This window comes from Aurantimonas aggregata, assembly GCF_010500835.1.
Taxonomy (GTDB): Bacteria; Pseudomonadota; Alphaproteobacteria; order Rhizobiales; family Rhizobiaceae; genus Aurantimonas; species Aurantimonas aggregata.
Genome location: NZ_JAAAMJ010000029.1, coordinates 15,429 through 32,746, shown reverse-complemented (window position 1 = coordinate 32,746; position 17,318 = coordinate 15,429). Strand labels below are relative to the sequence as shown.

The window sequence follows — 17,318 nt, the reverse complement described above, 5'->3', positions numbered from 1 at the left end:
ACTACGACGACATCGTCGCCCACTGCTGTGACGCTTGGAACAAGCTCGTCGATCAGCCCTGGAAAATCATCTCAATCGGAATGCGGGACTGGGCGCATGAGTTCTGATCAGCGCACGTTGGTATAAGAACCGACCGGCCGCGGGGCAGCAAGACCCCGCGGCCGCTGCCGGAGGGCGGGCGATCCGGCCTGAGAATGCCGGCCTCACGGATGGCTGGCGCCGCAGGACGCATCTGCGCGGGAGGCGCTCATATTCCCATGGGCCGGGATCGCATCCGTCGCCAGCGCGTTGCATCCGCATGAACATGCGCACCGTCTACCGAAGCTCCAATGGCGACGACTGGTTGCTGCAGATCGACGATGCCGGAGCCGGTACCGTGGTCCATCGCGCCAATCTTTCGTCCGGCGGGACGGAGACCCGGATGCCCGTCGACGAGTTTCTGGCGCGGGGAGGGGGAAGTCCGGAGGCGCAGGCCGTCCGCGCTGCCATGGCCGAAGCGACGCCCACTCCGGTGGCCGAGGAGTCAGGCGAAACCGCAGGCAGCGAGCCGACGCGGGAAACGTGACGAACCGACCACCCGGGATAGAGCGCGAAGCCGGAGACGCTGCGCCTCTCATCCTGACACTGCGCTTTGATCCCGAAAGCTTCGCCCGGTTCGACGGCGAGCGCCGGCGTGACTTTCCGCCGGAGCGCAATCTCATCCCGGCGCATCTGACCCTGTTTCATCATCTGCCCGGCGACCGATACGCGGACGTCGCTGCGGCCGTCGCGACCCGCGCATCGCGTCACGCGCCGTTCCCGCTGGCGATCACTGGGCTGCGGTTCCTCGGCCAGGGAACGGCCTACCGGGTCGAGAGCCCGCCGCTCGTCGCGCTCCGGGCGGAGCTTGCGGCGATATGGGCGGCCGATCTGACGCGGCAGGACGCGCAGGACTTCCGGCCCCACGTCACGTTCCAGAACAAGGCGCACTCCCGTGCCGCCAAGGGCCTGTTCGAGGCGCTTTCGGAAACCATCGAACCCTTCGAGGCGACGGCGACGGGGCTACTCCTCTGGCACTATCGCGGCGGGCCGTGGGAGGCCGCGGGGCAGTTCGACTTCGGCGCAGCCCGTGGTCCGATCCCGGACTCGGACGGCTTCAGAGAACCGCCTCGATAAGGAAGGGCCCCTTCGCGGACAGGGCGCTTCGCAGCAGCGCCGTAAACCCGGCCACCGTCTCGGCGCGGGCGGCTTCGACGCCCATGCCCCGCGCGAGGCTGACCCAGTCGAGCGCCGGCTTGTCGAGGTCGAGCATCCGGCGCGCATTGTCGCCGAAATGGTTGACCCCGACATTGCGCATCTCGCCCTGCAGGATGGCGTAGGCGCGGTTGGAGAAGATCACGGTCACGACGTCGAGGCCCTCGCGGGCCTGCGTCCACAAGGCCTGGCAGGTGTACATGCCGCTGCCATCGGCCTGGAGGAGCAGGACCTTGCGATCGGGACAGGCGATCGCCGCGCCGGCGGCGAGCGGCAGGCCGATGCCAATCGCGCCGCCCGTCAGCTGCAGGTAATCGTGCTGCGGCGCGCCTTGCGTCGCGGCGAAGAACTGCCGCCCCGACGAGATCGTCTCGTCGCAGACGATGGCGTTGTTCGGGATGGACTGCGCCAGGACCGCGTTGAGGTTGTCCACCGTCAGGGGCCCGTCGGCGACGCTCTCTGCCGCGTTCAGAGGTGCGAAAACGGGCTCCGCCTTTGCGCCGAGTTCATCGGCCAGCGCCTCGAGCGCCGCCATCAGATCGTCGCCCGGCTCGCCCATCGCCACGACTTCCGCATCGTCGGGGATCAGCCGGCCGGGCTTGCCGGGGTAGGCGAAGAACGCCACCGGCACGCTGGCGCCGACGGTCACGAGGCATTGGATGTCGGCGAGGGCGGCCAGCGAGGGATCGATCGGGTAGGGCACGCGCTCGATCGGCACGCGCCCGGCGCCGCGCTCGATGCGGCCGTTCATCATCGGCGCCAGGAGCCGCGCGCCCGTTGCAGCGGCAATGCGCCCGGCCACCGCGAGCGCGTCGGCGCGCAGCGCGCGGCCGCCCAGAAGCAGCCGCGTACGCCGCCCGGAGCGCAGCGCCTGCGCGGCAGCGCGGATGGCCTGCGGGTCGACGAATGGCTGCCGGACCGGATCGGCGCGAACGGGCTGGGCCTGCGGATCGACCTCGCCCCAGGCCGTATCGGCGGGCAGGATCAGCGTCGCGACACCCGGCAAGGCCATGGCGGCGTGGCAGGCCTCGGCAGCGTCCGCCGCCAGCCCGCCGGGGGTCAGTGTCCGCTTCACCCAGTGCGACATCGGCCAGGCCAGGCTCTCGATATCGCTCGTCAGCGGCGCGTCGTGCACGAGGTGGTAGCTGGCGTGATCGCCGACGATGTTGACCATCGGGGTGCGGGCACGGCGGGCGTTGTGAAGATTGGCGAGCGCGTTGGCGAGCCCCGGCCCGCAATGCAGGAGGGTCGCGGCGGGCTTGTCGGCCATCCGGGCATAACCATCGGCGGCGCCCGTGACGACGCCTTCGAACAGGCCGAGCACGCAGCGCATCTGCGGCTTGCGGTCGAGCGCGGCGACGAAATGCATTTCCGACGTGCCGGGATTGGCGAAACAGACGTTTACGTCGTTCGCCAGCAGCGTATCGCACAGACTATCTGCGCCGTTCATTTTCCAACTCCTGCTTCCTGGGTACAGCCGGTCTCTTGCTCGGCGCGCTTCCTGACGTCGCCTCAGGCGGTAGCCGCCGCATCGCTCTTGGCAGCCACGTGGCGCTCCTTGTAGAGCGCCAGCCGGGCCTTCAGCTTCGCGCTCGGCGCGCGCATCGTCAGGGCGGGAGCATAGACCGGAATCGTCTCGGCGAAATGGCAGGCCGCCTGCTGCCCGCCCGCCATCTCGCGCAGCATCGGCATTTCGGCGCGGCACCGTTCCTGCACGAACGGGCAGCGCGTATGGAAACGGCAGCCCGGTGGCGGGTTCATCGGGCTCGGCACGTCGCCGGCGAGCTCATGGCGCTGGCCTCGCCGGCTCGGGTCCGGCTGCGGCGCGGCCGCCAGCAGGGCCTGCGTGTAGGGGTGACGCGGATTGCCGTAGATGGCGGCCTTCGGACCGATCTCGACGATCTGGCCGAGATACATGACGGCCACGCGGTCGGCGACGTGCTTCACCACCGCGAGCCCGTGCGAAATGAACAGGTAGCTGAGCCCCATTTCCTGCTGCAAATCCTGCAGCAGGTTGACGATCTGCGCCTGGATGGAGACGTCGAGGGCCGAAACCGGCTCGTCGCAGACGATGAGCTTGGGCGACAGCGCCAGGGCACGGGCGACGCCGATACGCTGGCGCTGCCCGCCGGAGAATTCATGCGGATAGCGCTGCCCGTGATAGGGCGCGAGGTCGACGCGCCGCAGCAGTTCCTTCACCCGTTCGCGTTGGGAAGGGCCGTCGCCGACGCCATGCACGACCATCGGCTCGGCGATGATCTCGGCCACCGTCATGCGCGGGTTGAGGCTGGCATAGGGGTCCTGGAAGACGATCTGCATGTCCCGCCGCAGCCGCCGCATGTCGCCCTTCTCGGCATGGGTGATGTCCTCGCCCTCGAAGCGCAGCGTACCGGCGGATGGCTCGATCAGGCGCATGGCAAGCCGCGCCATGGTCGACTTGCCACAACCAGATTCTCCTACGACGGCGAGCGTCTCGCGCGGCATGATGTCGAAATCGACGCCGTCGACGGCCCGCACTTCCGCGACGACACGCCGGCGGAAGATGCCCTTGGTGATCGGAAAGAGCTTCTGCAGGCCGCGGGCTTCGAGAAGAGGCTGCATCGTCATGCGTAGAGCTCCAGCGGCGCCTTGTGGCAGGCGACCAGGTGCCCTTCGTCCAGGGCCGTCAGTTGCGGCTGCTCGCTGCGGCAAACATCGTCGGCGAAGGGGCAGCGCGGGTTGAAGCGGCAACCTTGCGGCAGGCGAAAGGGCGGCGGCACCATGCCGTCGATTGCGACGAGGCGGTCGGTCTCCTCGTCGATGCGCGGCATCGAGCCCATCAGGCCGAGCGTGTAGGGGTGCTGGGGGTCGTCGAAGATGTCGCCGACCGAGCCGCGTTCGACGACCTTGCCGGCATACATGACCGCTACGTCGTCGGCGATTTCGGCGACGACGCCGAGATCGTGCGTGATCAGGACGATCGCCATGCCCGTTTCGGCCTGGAGATCGCGCAGCAGGTTGAGGATCTGCGCCTGGATGGTGACGTCGAGCGCGGTCGTCGGCTCGTCGGCGATGAGGAGGGTCGGCTCGCAGGATAGCGCCATCGCGATCATCACGCGCTGGCGCATGCCGCCGGAGAGCTGGTGCGGATATTCATCGAGCCGGCGCTCTGGCGACGGAATGCGGACCTTCTTCAGCGACTCCAGCGCCAGGGCGCGGGCGGCTTTCGACGAGACGCGCTGATGCGCCCGGATCGCCTCGACGATCTGGAAGCCGACCGTGTGGACGGGGTTCAGGCTCGTCATCGGCTCCTGAAAGATCATCGCGATCTGGTTGCCGCGGATCGTCCGCATGTCGGCGGGCGACAGGCCAGCGATGTTCCGGCCCTCGAAGAAGATCTCGCCCTGTGCGATCCGTCCCGGTGTCGGCACCAGTCCCATCACTGACAGGGACAGGATGCTCTTGCCGCAGCCCGACTCCCCGACGATGCAGAGCGTGCGCCCACGCTCGACGGCCAGATCGACGCCGTCGACGGCCCGCACGTCGCCCATCGAGGTGCGAAAAATCGTGGTGAGCCCGGCTATCTCGAGGACCGGGACCGTCATGACGCCTCGGAATAAGAGGGGAATGTCAGCGCCGAATAGGCGGTGACCGGACGACCGGCGTAATCGAGCCCCGGCGCTGCGGCCTCCGTGCGTTTCTGTGCCTCGTGCACGCGCTCGGCCGCGGCGGGATAGTCCATGGTCAGGACCTGGCCGTTGTCCACCACCTTGCGGCCGTCGACGAAGACGGTGTGCACGGCGCGCTCAGCCGCGGCGTAGACGAGGCTGCGCACGGGGTCGCGGCCGGGGCGCATCATCGGATGGGTGACGTCGACCATGACGATGTCGGCGCGTGCGCCGGGCGCAAGGCGCCCGATGTCGTCGCGTCCGAGAGCGCGTGCCCCGCCGATCGTCGCCATGTCGAAGACGTCGGTGGTCTTCAGGGTGCGCGGGCTCCCCGCCATGAGGCGGGCGACATAGGCGACGTTGCGCATTTCCTCGAGCATGTTGTGCGGGTAGGTGTCGGTGCCCATGCCCATGCGCACGCCGGCCCTCAGATAGCGCCCGACGTCGCGCAGCGCGATGCCGCGGCGCAGGAACACGGTCGGGCAATGGGCGACCGTGGTCCGCGTCTCGGCGAGGATCGCGAGATCCTCGCGGGTGTGCCAGTTGGCTGCCGGATGGTCGTCGAGAAAGATCCCGTGGCCGATGATCGAGGTGTCGCCGAGGACGCCGAGGTCGCGCAGCCACTGGATCGGCGTGACGCCGTGGCGGCGGGTGATCTCGTGGAACTCGACGACCGACTGGGCGGCGTGGATCTGCCAGGGCAGGCCGCGGCGCTGCGCCTCGGCATGGCTGTCGCGGATGAGGTCGGCCGAACAGGTGTCGATCTGGGCCGGGCAGACCATGCCGGTCAGGCGTCCACTCGGATCGGCGCCGGCCGCGTCGATGATCGCGAAGGCCTCCGCCATCGCGGCCTCGCCGGCTGCCTCGTCCCACTCGTACTCGACGACATGGCCGTTGCGGGTGAACCAGCGCGCCGACCGGTACATCGGCGACATCACGACGCGCAGGCCGCTGTCGGCCGCCAGCTGCAGCCACCGCGGATGGGCGACCGACATGTCGGCGAGTGTCGTCACGCCCGAGAGAAGAAGCTCCGAATAGGCGACTTCGACGCAGTCGGGCACGGCCTCGGCGTCGGGCCGCAGGATCGTCATGAACTCGTAGAGCGACGAGTTGTAGAGGCCCGGCGAGCCGGTTTCGTCGAGAAAGCCCTTGTTCAAAGGTTCGCTCGAGGGATGGGAATGGATGTTGACGAGGCCGGGCATCACCATCATGCCGCGCCCGTCCACGACCGCGTCGCCGGGCTCTTCCTCGACCGTCCCGATGGCGGTGATGCGCCCGTCGGCAAAGGCGAGGTCGGTGTCGGTGCGGTAGCAATGTCCGCCGGTTGCCTCGTCGAAGGCGACAACGAAGGCTGCGTTGCGGATGATGGTCTTCGTCATGGCCTCTTCCCTTGATGGGCGTGGGCGGCGCCACGAGCGCCGCCCAGCGGATCGTCTTTCGGCTCAATCGGTGAGCGAGATGTCGAGACCCTTGTAGATACCGGCGCCGTAGATGCCGTGGGGCCGGGCGCCCTCGACGCGTTGTCCCGACACCAGGATCATCGGCTGCGAGACGATCGGCATCCAGACGTCCGCCTCGACCAGCTGGCGCTGCGCCGCCCCGATCGCCGCCTTGCGCGTCTCGTCGTCGGTCGCCTGCCGCGCCTCGTCGATGAGGCGGTCGGTCTCCTCGTTGTTCCAGTTCATCCGGTTGGGGGTCGGCATCTGGGTCGACCGGAAGTAGAGCGAAAGCGCCTCAGTGGCGGTCACGTACGGGTAGGAGAGCACGAACGCGTCGAACTCCTGCGTCGCCAGACGGCCCCAGGCGGCGGTTCCGTCCCAGAGCTGGATCTCCATCTCGACGCCGATGCGACGAAGGTCCGCCTGCATGCCCTCCATCATCACCGGGTTCTGGGTGTTGCGGATGCCGTAGAGCAGGAACTCCGCCCGCTGACCGTCCTTGACGCGAACGCCGTCCGAACCGAGTTCCCAGCCGGCTTCCTCGAGCGTCGCGATGGCGGCGTCCGGGTCATAGGCGGGAGTGAGCTCGGCCGTCGCCGGATCGTAGTCGATGACCTTGGGGTTCAGGAGCGAGTGCAGCGCCGTGCCGAGCCCGAAGAAGGCGGCCTGCGCCAGCGCGTCGCGATTGACGGCCTGGTTGATCGCCCGACGCATGGCGGGATCGTTCATCACCGGCTTGTCGGTCTTGAAGCCCACGAAATTGTCGTAGAGGTAGTTGTCCTGCTGCTGGACGGTGAGCGTGGGGATGGCGCGCAGGCTCTCGATGGCGAAGGGCGCCATATAGTAGGTCATGTCGGCCTGTCCGGTCTGGACCGCCGCCATCATCGTGTTGGCCTCGGGAATAACCCGCCAGACCATCCGCTCCACCTGCGGCGTGCCGTTCTCGTAGATCGGCGGACCCCAGGTGTAATGCGGGTTCTTGTCGAGCACGACCTCCTGGCGCGGCGTCCACGAGTTCCAGCAATAGGGCCCGGTGCCGCCGAAGCCCTGGACGCCGAAATTCTCGCCCAGTTCCTCGACCGACTCGCGATCGACGACGGAGGCGAAGGACAGCGCCAGCTGGAACAGGAGATCCGAATAGGGCTCGTTCAGGCGGTATTCGACGGTGTGGTCATTGATCGCGCGGATTTCGGCGACGTTGCCGGCGCGAAACTTGGTCGGCGAGCTGCTCTCGGGCGACAGCCAGCGTTCGAACGAGAAGACGACGTCCTCGGCGGTCATTGCGCGCCCGCTGCAGAACTTGACGTCTTGGCGCAGCTTGAACGTGTAGGTCAGGCCGTCGTCGGAAACCTCCCAGCTTTCGGCGAGCAAGGGCTGGACCGTCTGCATGTCGAAATCGACGCTGACGAGGGTGTCGGCGAGGAGGTAGACGATCTCGGCCGCAGCCGTCGCCGTCGACCGGATCGGGTCGTAATTATCGGCGTCGATCGTGCGCAGGACCGTCAGCTGGCCGGGTTGCTGCTGCTGTGCGAAGGCCGGCGCGGCGGTGGTCGCCGCGAGCGCGAGTGCGCCCGTTGCAGCAAGCACTGACTTGAGGGTTTGGCTGGGCATGCTGCTTCTCCTGTGACGACGGGGATGGGCTATTTTCGAAGTTTCGGGTCGAGGGCGTCCCGCAGCGCGTCGCCGAGCACGTTGAGGGCAAGGACGACGATGAAGATCAGCAGGCTCGGCAGGGCCGAGACATGGGGCGCGAAGAACAGGTAGGCGCGCCCGTCCGACGCCATCGTGCCGAGCTCCGCCGTCGGCGGCTGGGCGCCGAGCCCGATGAAGGAGAGTGCCGAGCCCAGAAGGATCACCTGCCCGAAGCGCAGGGACACGAACACGAAGATCTGCGACAGGCAGTTGGGCAGCAGGTATTTCAGGATCAGCCGGCGGTCGCTCATGCCGATCGAGCGGGCGCCCTCGACATATTCCTGGTGCATGACGACGAGCGCCGCGCCGCGCACCACCCGGGCCATCAGCGGGATGGTGGCAACGGAGAGCGCGATGACGACGGCGATGAGGCCGGGCCCGAAGATCGCCGCGATGGCGAGGCCGAAGAGGATCGCGGGGAAGGACAGAAGGACGTCCATCAGCCGCATCAGCAGGCCGGACAGGCGCGGATAGTAGGCGGCGGCAAAGCCGACGACCGCGCCGATGCCGCAGCCGAGCACGACGGAAGCAAGGCTCATCAGGAGGGTGGTCCGCAGCCCGAAAAGGAGCCGGGTGATCATGTCCCGGCCCTGCGCATCGGTGCCGAGCAGGCCGACCTCGCCGGGCGCCTTCAGCATGTTGACCAGATCGCTCGAATAGGGATCGGACGGCGCGATCCACGGCGCGAATGCGGCGGCGAACACGAGCAGCCCCACGATGACCAGCGCGATCACCGCACCGACGTCGGAGGTGAGCACGCGCCAGACCGATGCGCGCACGAACGTATCCTCCACCATGATGGGCGCTGCGGCCGGCACCGCGCCGGTCGTGGTCGTCACGTCGCTCATGTGCTGCGCACCCGCGGATCGAGGAGGGCGTAGAGGACATCCACGGTCAGGTTGATGAGGATGAAGCCGAGTGACAGGATGATGATCGTCCCCTGGGCCATCGGCATGTCGCTCGACAGGATCGCGCCGACGGCGAGGCGGCCGATGCCGGGCCAGGAGAATACCGTCTCCGTCACCACCGCGCCGCCGAGCAGGAAGCCGATCTGCAGGCCGATCAGCGTCACCACCGGCACCATCGCATTGCGCAGCGCATGCCGCAGGACCACCACCCGCTCGCTGAGCCCCTTGGCCCGCGCCGTGCGCACATGGTCTGCGCCGAGGACGTCGAGCACCGAGGTGCGGGTCATGCGCGCCACGGGACCGACGAAGACGCCGCCGAGCGTTATGGCCGGCAGGATGATGGCGCGGATGCCTTCCCAGCTCCACAACGGGCCGCCGCGCCCGGTGAACGGCAGGAGCTGCCAGTGAAAGCCGAAGAGCCAGATGAGCACGAGGCCGAGGAAGAAGACCGGGATCGAGACGCCGGCCACCGAGACGGCCATGATCGCGCGGTCGAGGATCGTGCCGCGATAGTAGGCGCCGACCGTGCCGAGCAGGATGCCGAGCGGGATGGACCAGAACAGCGAGGCGAACATCAGCTCGACCGTCGGGCCGATCGTCGCTGCGAGCTCGCGCGTCACCGGCACGTTATTGATCAGCGAGACGCCGAGATCGCCTTGCGCGAGGCGCCAGACATAGAGTCCAAACTGGTACCAGAGCGGCTGGTCGAGCCCGAGCTGGCGGCGGATCTGCTCGACGATATCCTGCGTGGCGGTGGGACCGGCCCGCACGATGGCCGGGTCGGTCGGCACCACCTGCATCAGCAGGAAGCCGACGAGCAGCACGCCGAACAGCACCGGGATCGCGATGAGCAGTCGCTGGATGGTGTGGCGGAGCATCGGCGCCGGCCCTACTGCGCGGCCTGGGCGAACTGGCCGAGGCGGTCGAAGACGATCTCGCCGCCCCGCACGGTCAGGTCGCAGCGCACGTCGTTTTCCAGGGCGGCCGGGTCGATGGCGAAGATGTCGTGCGAGACGACGCAGATGTCGGCGAGCTGGCCGGGGATCAGTCGCCCGACCCTGTCCTCGGCGAACTGGGTGTAGGCGCCGCAATAGGTGTAGGCGTGGATGGCCTGCTCCAGCGTCACCGCCTCGTCGGCATTGATCACGGTGCCGCGGTTGGTCTTTCGGGTGACCATGGTGAAGAGGTTCTTGAACGGATCGGTCGTCGAGACCGGCGCGTCCGAGGAGGCCGCCGGATGCTGGCCCTCGGCCAGCCAGGTGCGCATCGGATAGGATGCGAAGGCACGATCCTCGCCGACGCACTCGATGTACAGGTCGCCGAACTCGTAGATGAACACCGGCTGCGGCACGGGCTCGATGCCGGCGGCGATCATGCGGGCGCGCTGGCCGGGCGTCAGGAAGCCGCAATGCTCGATGCGGTGGCGCCGACCCTCGATCGGGTGGGCCGGGCTGGCGGCACGCTCCATCCCGCTGAGGACCTGCTCGATCGCCGCGTCGCCGATCGCGTGGATGGCCAGCTGATAGCCCTGCTCATGATATTGTTTAAGCCGGCCATGCATTTCCTCGTCGGAAAAGCAGAAGATGCCGCGATTGTCCGGGTCGCCGACGATGTAGGGTTCGGACATGGCGGCGGTCAGGCCGCCGGCGCTGCCGTCGCCGAACACCTTCATCGCGCCGTAGCGCAGGAGCCCCGTCTCGCGCCCGAAGCGGTAGCCGCCATCGTGGGCCGGCGCGGCGATGCCGTCCGGATTGCCATAGATGCAGACCCAGGTGCGCACCGGCAGACGGCCTGTCGCCGCCGCCTCTTCATAGGCGGCGATCTCGTCCATGCCGCCGTACATGCCGACGGCGGCGTCCATCACGCTGGTGAAGCCCTGGCTCAGCATGTGCTCGCCGGCGCGCTCGATCGCCTCGATCAGGGTCGCCACGTCATGCTTGGGCATGACGTCGACGACGAGGCGCTGGGCGCGTTCCGCGAGCATGCCCGTGAGCTTGTTGTCGCGGCGTTCGATCATGCCGCCTTCCGGGACAGGCGTGTTGTGACCGATGCCGGCCTCGCGCATCGCCAGCGTGTTGACGACCGAGACGTGGCCGCAGGTGCGCTTGATCCAGACGGGGTTGCTTGGGGCGACGCTGTCGAGTTCCTCGGCGGTCGGATGGCGCTTTTCAGCCAGCTCGTTGTGATCGTAGCCGCGGCCGAGCACCCATTCGCCGGGCGCCTTTCCTTTGGCGGCCTCGCCGATCCGGCGCAACACCTCGCCGACGCTACGGGCGCCGGTCTCCGGGCGCAAATTCACCTCCGACAGGCCGAGGCCGAACGGGAGCAGATGCATGTGGGCGTCGTTGAGACCGGGTAGCGCGGCGCGGCCGTGGAGGTCGATATGGCGGGTGGAGGGACCGGCGAACGCGCCGATCTCGTCGGCCGTTCCGACGGCGAGTATGACGTCTCCCTTTACGGCCATCGCTTCGGCGAAGCCCTCCGCAAGCCCGCAGAAGACGCGGCCACCGGAGAGGATCAAGTCAGCTTCGCTCATTCGACGCTCCTGTGGCGCCCGGTCAGGGGAGCCAGAAATTCGGTCGCTTCATTCGCTCGACAATCAGCCTAGCGAAGCTCATGATTCTGAGCAATACGCTTGCGGTAGCTTTTTTAGGCTTGTATATTTTCTGTGCAAACAGAGGGTAGGCGGCCGATGGTCCCGCACGGGGATGTTCCAGATGGCGACGGATTCGACGTGGGTCGGCGGCTTCGCCAGATCCGCATCCAGTTCGCGCTGACGCAGCGGGAACTGGCGACGCGGGCGGGCGTCGCACATGGGCTCATTTCGATGATCGAGCAGAACCGGTCGAGCCCCTCCGTCGCCTCGCTGCGCAAGATCCTCGGCGGCATCTCGATGACGATGGCCGATTTCTTCGAGCCCGACCGGCCGCAGGACACGAAGGTGGTTTTCAGGCCGGAGGAACTGATCGATCTGACCTCGCAGCTCTACCGGCTGAACGGCGAGACCAAGTCCGGCAAGATCTCGCTCCGCCAGGTCGGGCATGCGCGATCGCACAATCTGCAGATCCTGCACGAGCACTACGCTCCGGGCGCGGATACGGGTCCGACGATGCTGGAGCACGATTCCCACGAGGGCGGGGTGGTGATCGCCGGCGAGCTGGAGCTGACGGTGGGCGAGCAGGTCCAGGTGCTGAAGCCCGGTGACGCCTATCTCTTCGACAGCCGCACGCCGCATCGCTTCCGCAACGTCCACGATTGCCCCTGCGAAGTCGTGAGCGCCTGCTCGCCGCCGTATCTGTGACGGCGAAACGCCAGGCCTCACCCGGCGCACCCTCCGCTCACGACGACCCTGCCGAGCACGGGCAGTGAACCACGCTTCGACGAGGGCGCTCCGCGACTGGCTGGAGCATCTCCCCCAACACATCATTCGTGAAACAGGAAAACCTCATGTTCGATTTCTTTTCCGGACGCCGTCCGTCGACATTTGCGCGCCGGGCGATGATCGCGACGTCGCATCCGGGGGCAACGGCGGCCGGTCTCGAAATCCTGCAACGCGGCGGCAACGCCGTGGATGCGGGGATCGCCGCCGTCGCGGTTCAGTCGGTCGTGGACCCGCTGATGACCGGGGTCGGGGGAGACTGCTACGCCCTCTACGCGCCGGCAGGACAGGGGGTGAAGGCGTTGAACGGGTCCGGGCGCACCCCGAAGGCGGCGACGCTGGATGCCATTCTCGCATCGGGGCTGACGGGTGAAATCCCGCAGACGAGCGCCCATGCGATCACCGTTCCCGGCGCGATTTCGGCGTGGTGCCGGCTGCATCGGGACTACGGCTCGCTCCCGCTGGACGAGATCTTCGCGCGCGCGATCGGCTACGCCAATGGCGGCTACGTGGTGACCCTGCGGGTCGCCAAGGACTGGACTGCCTATTGCGGCGTCCTCGACCCCCATGCCGCTGCCGTTTTCCTTCCCGATGGGCGTCCGCCCCGGGTCGGCGACATCCGTCGCAACCCGGCGCTGGGACGTCTGCTGGGCGCCATCGCGAGCGCAGGGGCTGGGGCCTTCTACGCGGGAGAGAACGCCGGCAGCATGGTTCGGTACCTGCAATCGCTCGGCGGGCTTCATACGGGCGAGGATTTCGCCGACGGCGCGGACGCGGCGCAGTGGGTGGAGCCGATCTCGGCGACCTACAAAGGCTACCGGGTTCACGAATGCCCGCCGAACGGCCAGGGCGTCACCGCGTTGCTTATCCTGAAGATACTGGAGCGTTTCGACCTCGGCTCGATGGAAGCGGCGGATCGAATCCATGTGCAGGCCGAGGCGACGAAGCTCGCCTACCATCACCGCGACCTTCTGGTGGGTGACGGCGAGCCCGATGCGCGGGCTCTCGATACGCTGCTCGGAGACGCTGCGATCGATGCGCTGCGCGGACGCATCGCGCTCGACCAAGCGCGCGAGCCGGTCCTCTGGGATGAGGTCGAGCATGCCGACACGGTGTACCTCAGCGTCGTCGACGACGAGGGAAATGCGCTGTCGCTGATCAATTCGCTGTTCAAGGGCTTCGGTTCGGGCCGGATGGATCCGGCGACCGGCGTCCTGTTCCACAACCGGGGATCGTCGTTCAGCCTGAAGAAGGGTCACGTCAACGCCATCGCCCCGTCCAAGCGGCCGATGCACACGATCATTCCAGGAATGGTGACCGAGGACGGGCGCGCCGTCATGACGTTCGGGGTGATGGGCGGCCATTATCAGGCGACCGGCCATGCCGCGTTTCTGTCGGATGTCTTCGACCGCGGCCTGGACTTGCAGGGCGCGATCGACGAGCCCCGCAGCTTCGCCGTCAATGGCGTGCTCGAACTCGAGCCCGGGATCCCGGACGATGTTCGGCGCGATCTCGAGGCCCGGGGCCACGTGATCAAAATCGCTCCGTCCCCCATCGGCGGGGCGCAGGCCATCCGCCTTCACGGCGAGGCGCTCGAAGGCGGCTCGGACAGCCGCAAGGACGGCATGGCACTCGGCTACTAGAAAAGCGGCATCGGTTCAGGCTCTGCAACGTCGCTGATCGCGGGACGCTGCAGGCGGGCGGCGCCCGCCTGCAGGATGGTGCCGAAACGGCTCGTCGTCAGGCGATCGTGTCGACTACGCCGCCGTCGACGCGCAACGCCGCGCCGGTGGTCGCGGACGCCTGTGGCGACGCGACGTAGACGCAGAGATTGGCGACTTCCTCGACGGTGGCCGCGCGCTGGATGATCGAGGTCGAGCGGTGCGTCTTGACGAAGTCGGCGGCGACCTCCTCCAGCGGCCTGCCGGTCTTGGCGACATCGCCGGCCAGCATCTCGGCAACGCCTTCCGACAGCGTCGGGCCGGGCAGGATCGCGTTCACCGTGACGCCCATGCCGGCCATGCGCTTGGCGAGGCCCCGCGACAACGCGAGATCCGCGGTCTTGGTCATACCGTAGTGGATCATCTCGACGGGGATGTTGAGGCCCGACTCCGACGATAGGAACAGGACGCGGCCCCAGCCCTTGGCCTGCATCCCCGGCAGATAGGCGCGCGACAGCCGGACGCCGGACATGACGTTGACCGCGAAGAAGCGCTCCCACTCGGCGTCGGGGACATCGAAGAAGTCCTGCGGATTGAAGATGCCGGCATTGTTGACGAGGATGTCGACGGCCGGCAGCGCCGCGACGATGGCGTTGCAGCCCTCGGCCGTGGCGACGTCACCGGCGATTCCGGTGACTTCCGCGCCGGGTGCCTCGCCCTTCAGCCTGGCAGCGGCCGCGTCGGTGCGACTCTTGTCGCGGCCATTGAGGACGACGGATGCGCCGGCCTTGGCAAGGCCGAGCGCGATGGCATAGCCGATGCCGGCGGTGGAGCCGGTGACGAGGGCGGTCTTGCCCGTGAGGTCGATCTTCATGGTGTGTCTCCGAGGATGGTGTCGAGATCGATGGCGTCCGCCATCGCCTGGTTGCCGGCGTCGCCGGGATGCAGGCGGTCGCCGCTGTCATAGGCCGGCAGGAGCCGCGCCGGTTCCGCGGGATCGGCAAGCAGCCGGTCGAAATCGGCGACGGCGTCGAATGTTCCGCTGGTGCGTATCCAGTCGTTGATGCGCTGGCGAAGGGCGTCCTTCGCCGTGCTGTGATAGGTGGCCTCCAGCGGCGTTCCGGGAAGGGCGCCGGCAAAGGGCGTCAGCGTCGCGCCGACGATCCGAACGCCGTTGGCGCGGGCGCGGGCAGCGATCTGGCGGTAGCCGGACGTCAGGCGCTCGAACGTCATGGGCGGCTCGCCGGGCGCGAAGGGCGTGCCCGGCCAAGCGATGTCGTTGATCCCGAGCATGAGGATGAGCGTCGCGATCTTCGGCTGGGCAAGCGCGTCGCGGTCGAGACGGGCAAGGGCGTTGGTGCCCATCCGGTCGGAGAGGAGCCGGGCGCCGGAGATGCCGGCATTGACGACGGCGATGCCGCGTGGTGCGGCGCGGGCGGCAAGGAAGTCCGGCCAGCGCGTATCGGCGCCGAGCGTCGCGCCGGCGCCGTCGGTGATCGAGTCGCCGAGCACGACGACCGTGCCCTTCGCTTCGGGCGCATCGACGAGGATGTCCGACAGGAACAGGCGTTGCGTGATGGTTTCGCCCAGCGGCAGGTCGGTGTCCGAGACGTGCAGGCCCTGGACAAGGCGGGACGTGGCCTTGCCGTCCCAGTGGAAGGTCTCGACCGGGACCGCCTCGGCGAAGTGCAGGCTGACGGCAATGTCCTCGCCAGCCGCCACCGTGATGTCGACCGGATCGCTGAGGAGCGAGGCGCCGGGCAGGATCGTGCCCTTCGCCTCGCCGCCGAAGGTGAGTGCCCGGTCGCTCGCCGGGTTGATCGTCATGCCGCCCGTCGACCGTGCGAGATGGGCGGCCGCGATGCGCACCGCGTTCCGTCCATGGTCGTTGGAGAGGCGGATGCGCACCTTCGTCCCGCCGATGCCGATCCGCGCGACCTGCCGGACCGTGCGGTCCCCGAGCGTCGCGGGCACGTCCGTCGGGAACAGGAAGTCTGCGCTCCAGACCGGCTGCGGGCTCGCCATCCAGGCGGGGACCCAGTCGCCGGCGGATGCCGGCAGCGGGCTTGCGAGGAGCATCGCGGCAGCGAGGCCGGCGGCGAAGGGCGCGTTCATCGGGCGAGTTCCAGATCAAGGGCTTCAGTAGTGGCGGGCGACGCGCGATCGAGCCGGACGGCGAGAATGGCGACGGCAAGGGCGACGAGCGGAAAGAGCGCGGCGGTCCAGGTGACCCAGCCGAGGCCCGGCCCCACATCGATCACCAGGCCGCCGGCAAAGGCGCCCAGCGCATTGCCGAGGTTGAAGGCGGCGATGTTGAAGGAGGAGGCGAGGCTCTCGCCGGCGCCGTCCGCCTTTGACAGCACCCACATCTGCAATGGCGGGACGGTCGCGAAAGCCGTTGCGCCGAGAAGCGCCACCGCGACGAGCGCTGTCCAGCTGTTGTGCAAGGCCGGGCCCATGGCGAGCAGCACGAGTGCGAGGGCCGCCAGGCTACCGGTCAGCGCCGGCACCAGCGCTCGGTCGGCCAGCCTGCCGCCGATCAGGTTGCCGGCGACCAGCCCGCCGCCGAACAGCAGCAGGATCGGCGAGATCGCCGCCACGGCGAAGCCGGTGATCTCGGTGAGGATCGGGGCGATGTAGGTGAAGACGGCGAAGACGCCGGCATAGCCGAGCACGGTGGTGAGCAGCCCGAGCAGCACCGGTCGCCGGCCGAGGGCCTTGATGTCGGCCCGCCAGTCATCGGCCGATTCCGGCTTGCCGTCCTGCGGGACCGCGAAGGCGATCACAGCGAAGGCCGCGATACCGACCAGGGAGACCGCCCAGAAGGTCGAGCGCCAGCCGGCCGCCTGGCCGAGCCAGGTGCCGAAGGGAACACCGAGCACCGTGGCGACGGTGAGGCCGGTGAACATCAGCGCGATGGCGGAAGCCTTCCTGTCGGCGGGCACGAGGCGCGTCGCCACCACCGAACCGACGCCGAAGAACGTGCCGTGGGCGAAGGCCGTCAGCACCCGCGCGGCCATCAGGAAGCCGTAGGTCGGCGCCAGGGCGCAGGCGACATTGCCGGCGATGAAGATCGCCATCAGCGCCAGCAGCACGGTCTTGCGCGGCCAGCGACCGGTAAGGATGGTCAGCAGCGGCGCGCCGACGACGACGCCGAGCGCATAGCCGGATATCAGGAAGCCGGCAGCGCTGGTCGAGACGCCGAGATCGGCGCCCACTTCCAGTAACAGGCCCATGATGACGAATTCGGTGACGCCGATGCCGAAGGCACCGGCGGTGAGAGCGTAGAGAGCAAGGGGCATGGGATCGAGCCTTCCGATGGGGACAGGCCCCTCAGATGACGGATCGCGACGCGATGA

The 17,318-nt window shown here is 68.2% G+C and carries 15 protein-coding genes; 4 read left to right on the top strand and 11 right to left on the bottom strand.

Annotation, left to right across the window (positions count from 1 at the left end; translation table 11 throughout):
• Positions 1–298 precede the first annotated feature (298 nt).
• Both GTW51_RS21070 and GTW51_RS21065 read left to right on the top strand, forming a co-directional pair.
• Entirely contained in the window at positions 299–565 is a 267-nt protein-coding gene (locus GTW51_RS21070) for a hypothetical protein (RefSeq protein ID WP_163046014.1), read from the top strand.
• A complete protein-coding gene (locus tag GTW51_RS21065; protein WP_343034085.1) occupies positions 562–1,155 on the top strand; it encodes a 2'-5' RNA ligase family protein in 594 nt (197 codons plus the stop codon). Before GTW51_RS21070 ends, GTW51_RS21065 begins: the two co-directional genes overlap by 4 nt.
• On the opposite strand, the gene GTW51_RS21060 is transcribed toward GTW51_RS21065, so the two are convergent.
• The 8 genes from GTW51_RS21060 to GTW51_RS21025 form a co-directional block, all read right to left on the bottom strand.
• Positions 1,136–2,683 carry an acetolactate synthase large subunit gene (locus GTW51_RS21060; RefSeq protein ID WP_163046013.1) on the bottom strand — a complete coding sequence of 516 codons (1,548 nt, stop codon included), beginning with the start codon at positions 2,681–2,683 and terminating at the stop codon, positions 1,136–1,138. The two genes, GTW51_RS21065 and GTW51_RS21060, sit on opposite strands and share 20 nt — an antisense overlap.
• Positions 2,684–2,745: 62 nt before the next feature.
• Positions 2,746–3,840, bottom strand: a complete 1,095-nt coding sequence (locus GTW51_RS21055) for an ABC transporter ATP-binding protein (RefSeq protein WP_203566225.1) — start codon at positions 3,838–3,840, stop codon at positions 2,746–2,748.
• Positions 3,837–4,817 (bottom strand): ABC transporter ATP-binding protein, encoded by a 981-nt coding sequence (locus GTW51_RS21050; RefSeq protein ID WP_163046012.1) that lies wholly within the window; start codon positions 4,815–4,817, stop codon positions 3,837–3,839. Before GTW51_RS21050 ends, GTW51_RS21055 begins: the two co-directional genes overlap by 4 nt.
• Positions 4,814–6,259, bottom strand: a complete 1,446-nt coding sequence (locus GTW51_RS21045) for an amidohydrolase family protein (protein ID WP_163046011.1) — start codon at positions 6,257–6,259, stop codon at positions 4,814–4,816. Before GTW51_RS21045 ends, GTW51_RS21050 begins: the two co-directional genes overlap by 4 nt.
• 63 nt (positions 6,260–6,322) lie before the next feature.
• Positions 6,323–7,930, bottom strand: coding sequence for an ABC transporter substrate-binding protein (locus tag GTW51_RS21040; protein WP_163046010.1), 1,608 nt, complete (start codon positions 7,928–7,930; stop codon positions 6,323–6,325).
• Between the two features lie 29 nt (positions 7,931–7,959).
• Entirely contained in the window at positions 7,960–8,859 is a 900-nt protein-coding gene (locus tag GTW51_RS21035; RefSeq protein ID WP_163046009.1) for an ABC transporter permease, read from the bottom strand.
• On the bottom strand, positions 8,856–9,797 hold the full coding sequence (locus tag GTW51_RS21030) for an ABC transporter permease (protein ID WP_163046008.1): 942 nt from the start codon (positions 9,795–9,797) through the stop codon (positions 8,856–8,858). The genes GTW51_RS21035 and GTW51_RS21030 overlap by 4 nt, the downstream gene beginning before the upstream one ends.
• Positions 9,798–9,808: 11 nt before the next feature.
• Positions 9,809–11,455 carry an amidohydrolase gene (locus GTW51_RS21025; protein ID WP_163046007.1) on the bottom strand — a complete coding sequence of 549 codons (1,647 nt, stop codon included), beginning with the start codon at positions 11,453–11,455 and terminating at the stop codon, positions 9,809–9,811.
• 156 nt (positions 11,456–11,611) lie between these two features.
• Between GTW51_RS21025 and GTW51_RS21020 the strand changes: the two genes are divergently transcribed.
• Complete coding sequence (locus GTW51_RS21020; protein ID WP_163046006.1) at positions 11,612–12,220, top strand: cupin domain-containing protein; 609 nt, start codon at positions 11,612–11,614, stop codon at positions 12,218–12,220.
• A gap of 146 nt (positions 12,221–12,366) precedes the next feature.
• Complete coding sequence (locus GTW51_RS21015; protein ID WP_163046005.1) at positions 12,367–13,941, top strand: gamma-glutamyltransferase family protein; 1,575 nt, start codon at positions 12,367–12,369, stop codon at positions 13,939–13,941.
• A gap of 97 nt (positions 13,942–14,038) precedes the next feature.
• On the opposite strand, the gene GTW51_RS21010 is transcribed toward GTW51_RS21015, so the two are convergent.
• From GTW51_RS21010 to GTW51_RS21000, 3 genes are read right to left on the bottom strand one after another with little or no spacing between them, the layout of a single operon-like run.
• Positions 14,039–14,833 (bottom strand): SDR family NAD(P)-dependent oxidoreductase, encoded by a 795-nt coding sequence (locus GTW51_RS21010; protein ID WP_163046004.1) that lies wholly within the window; start codon positions 14,831–14,833, stop codon positions 14,039–14,041.
• A complete protein-coding gene (locus GTW51_RS21005; RefSeq protein WP_163046003.1) occupies positions 14,830–16,074 on the bottom strand; it encodes an SGNH/GDSL hydrolase family protein in 1,245 nt (414 codons plus the stop codon). The genes GTW51_RS21010 and GTW51_RS21005 overlap by 4 nt, the downstream gene beginning before the upstream one ends.
• Positions 16,071–17,261, bottom strand: a complete 1,191-nt coding sequence (locus GTW51_RS21000; RefSeq protein ID WP_163046002.1) for an MFS transporter — start codon at positions 17,259–17,261, stop codon at positions 16,071–16,073. Before GTW51_RS21000 ends, GTW51_RS21005 begins: the two co-directional genes overlap by 4 nt.
• Positions 17,262–17,318: the final 57 nt, after the last annotated feature.

Coding starts and splice junctions, on each gene's coding strand:
- GTW51_RS21060 (WP_163046013.1), bottom strand. CDS start 2,683: ATGAACGGCGCAGATAGTCTGTGCGATACGCTGCTGGCGAACGACGTA.
- GTW51_RS21010 (WP_163046004.1), bottom strand. CDS start 14,833: ATGAAGATCGACCTCACGGGCAAGACCGCCCTCGTCACCGGCTCCACC.
- GTW51_RS21005 (WP_163046003.1), bottom strand. CDS start 16,074: ATGAACGCGCCCTTCGCCGCCGGCCTCGCTGCCGCGATGCTCCTCGCA.
- GTW51_RS21030 (WP_163046008.1), bottom strand. CDS start 9,797: ATGCTCCGCCACACCATCCAGCGACTGCTCATCGCGATCCCGGTGCTG.
- GTW51_RS21045 (WP_163046011.1), bottom strand. CDS start 6,259: ATGACGAAGACCATCATCCGCAACGCAGCCTTCGTTGTCGCCTTCGAC.
- GTW51_RS21020 (WP_163046006.1), top strand. CDS start 11,612: ATGGTCCCGCACGGGGATGTTCCAGATGGCGACGGATTCGACGTGGGT.
- GTW51_RS21000 (WP_163046002.1), bottom strand. CDS start 17,261: ATGCCCCTTGCTCTCTACGCTCTCACCGCCGGTGCCTTCGGCATCGGC.
- GTW51_RS21040 (WP_163046010.1), bottom strand. CDS start 7,930: ATGCCCAGCCAAACCCTCAAGTCAGTGCTTGCTGCAACGGGCGCACTC.
- GTW51_RS21035 (WP_163046009.1), bottom strand. CDS start 8,859: ATGAGCGACGTGACGACCACGACCGGCGCGGTGCCGGCCGCAGCGCCC.
- GTW51_RS21050 (WP_163046012.1), bottom strand. CDS start 4,817: ATGACGGTCCCGGTCCTCGAGATAGCCGGGCTCACCACGATTTTTCGC.
- GTW51_RS21055 (WP_203566225.1), bottom strand. CDS start 3,840: ATGACGATGCAGCCTCTTCTCGAAGCCCGCGGCCTGCAGAAGCTCTTT.
- GTW51_RS21015 (WP_163046005.1), top strand. CDS start 12,367: ATGTTCGATTTCTTTTCCGGACGCCGTCCGTCGACATTTGCGCGCCGG.
- GTW51_RS21070 (WP_163046014.1), top strand. CDS start 299: ATGAACATGCGCACCGTCTACCGAAGCTCCAATGGCGACGACTGGTTG.
- GTW51_RS21025 (WP_163046007.1), bottom strand. CDS start 11,455: ATGAGCGAAGCTGACTTGATCCTCTCCGGTGGCCGCGTCTTCTGCGGG.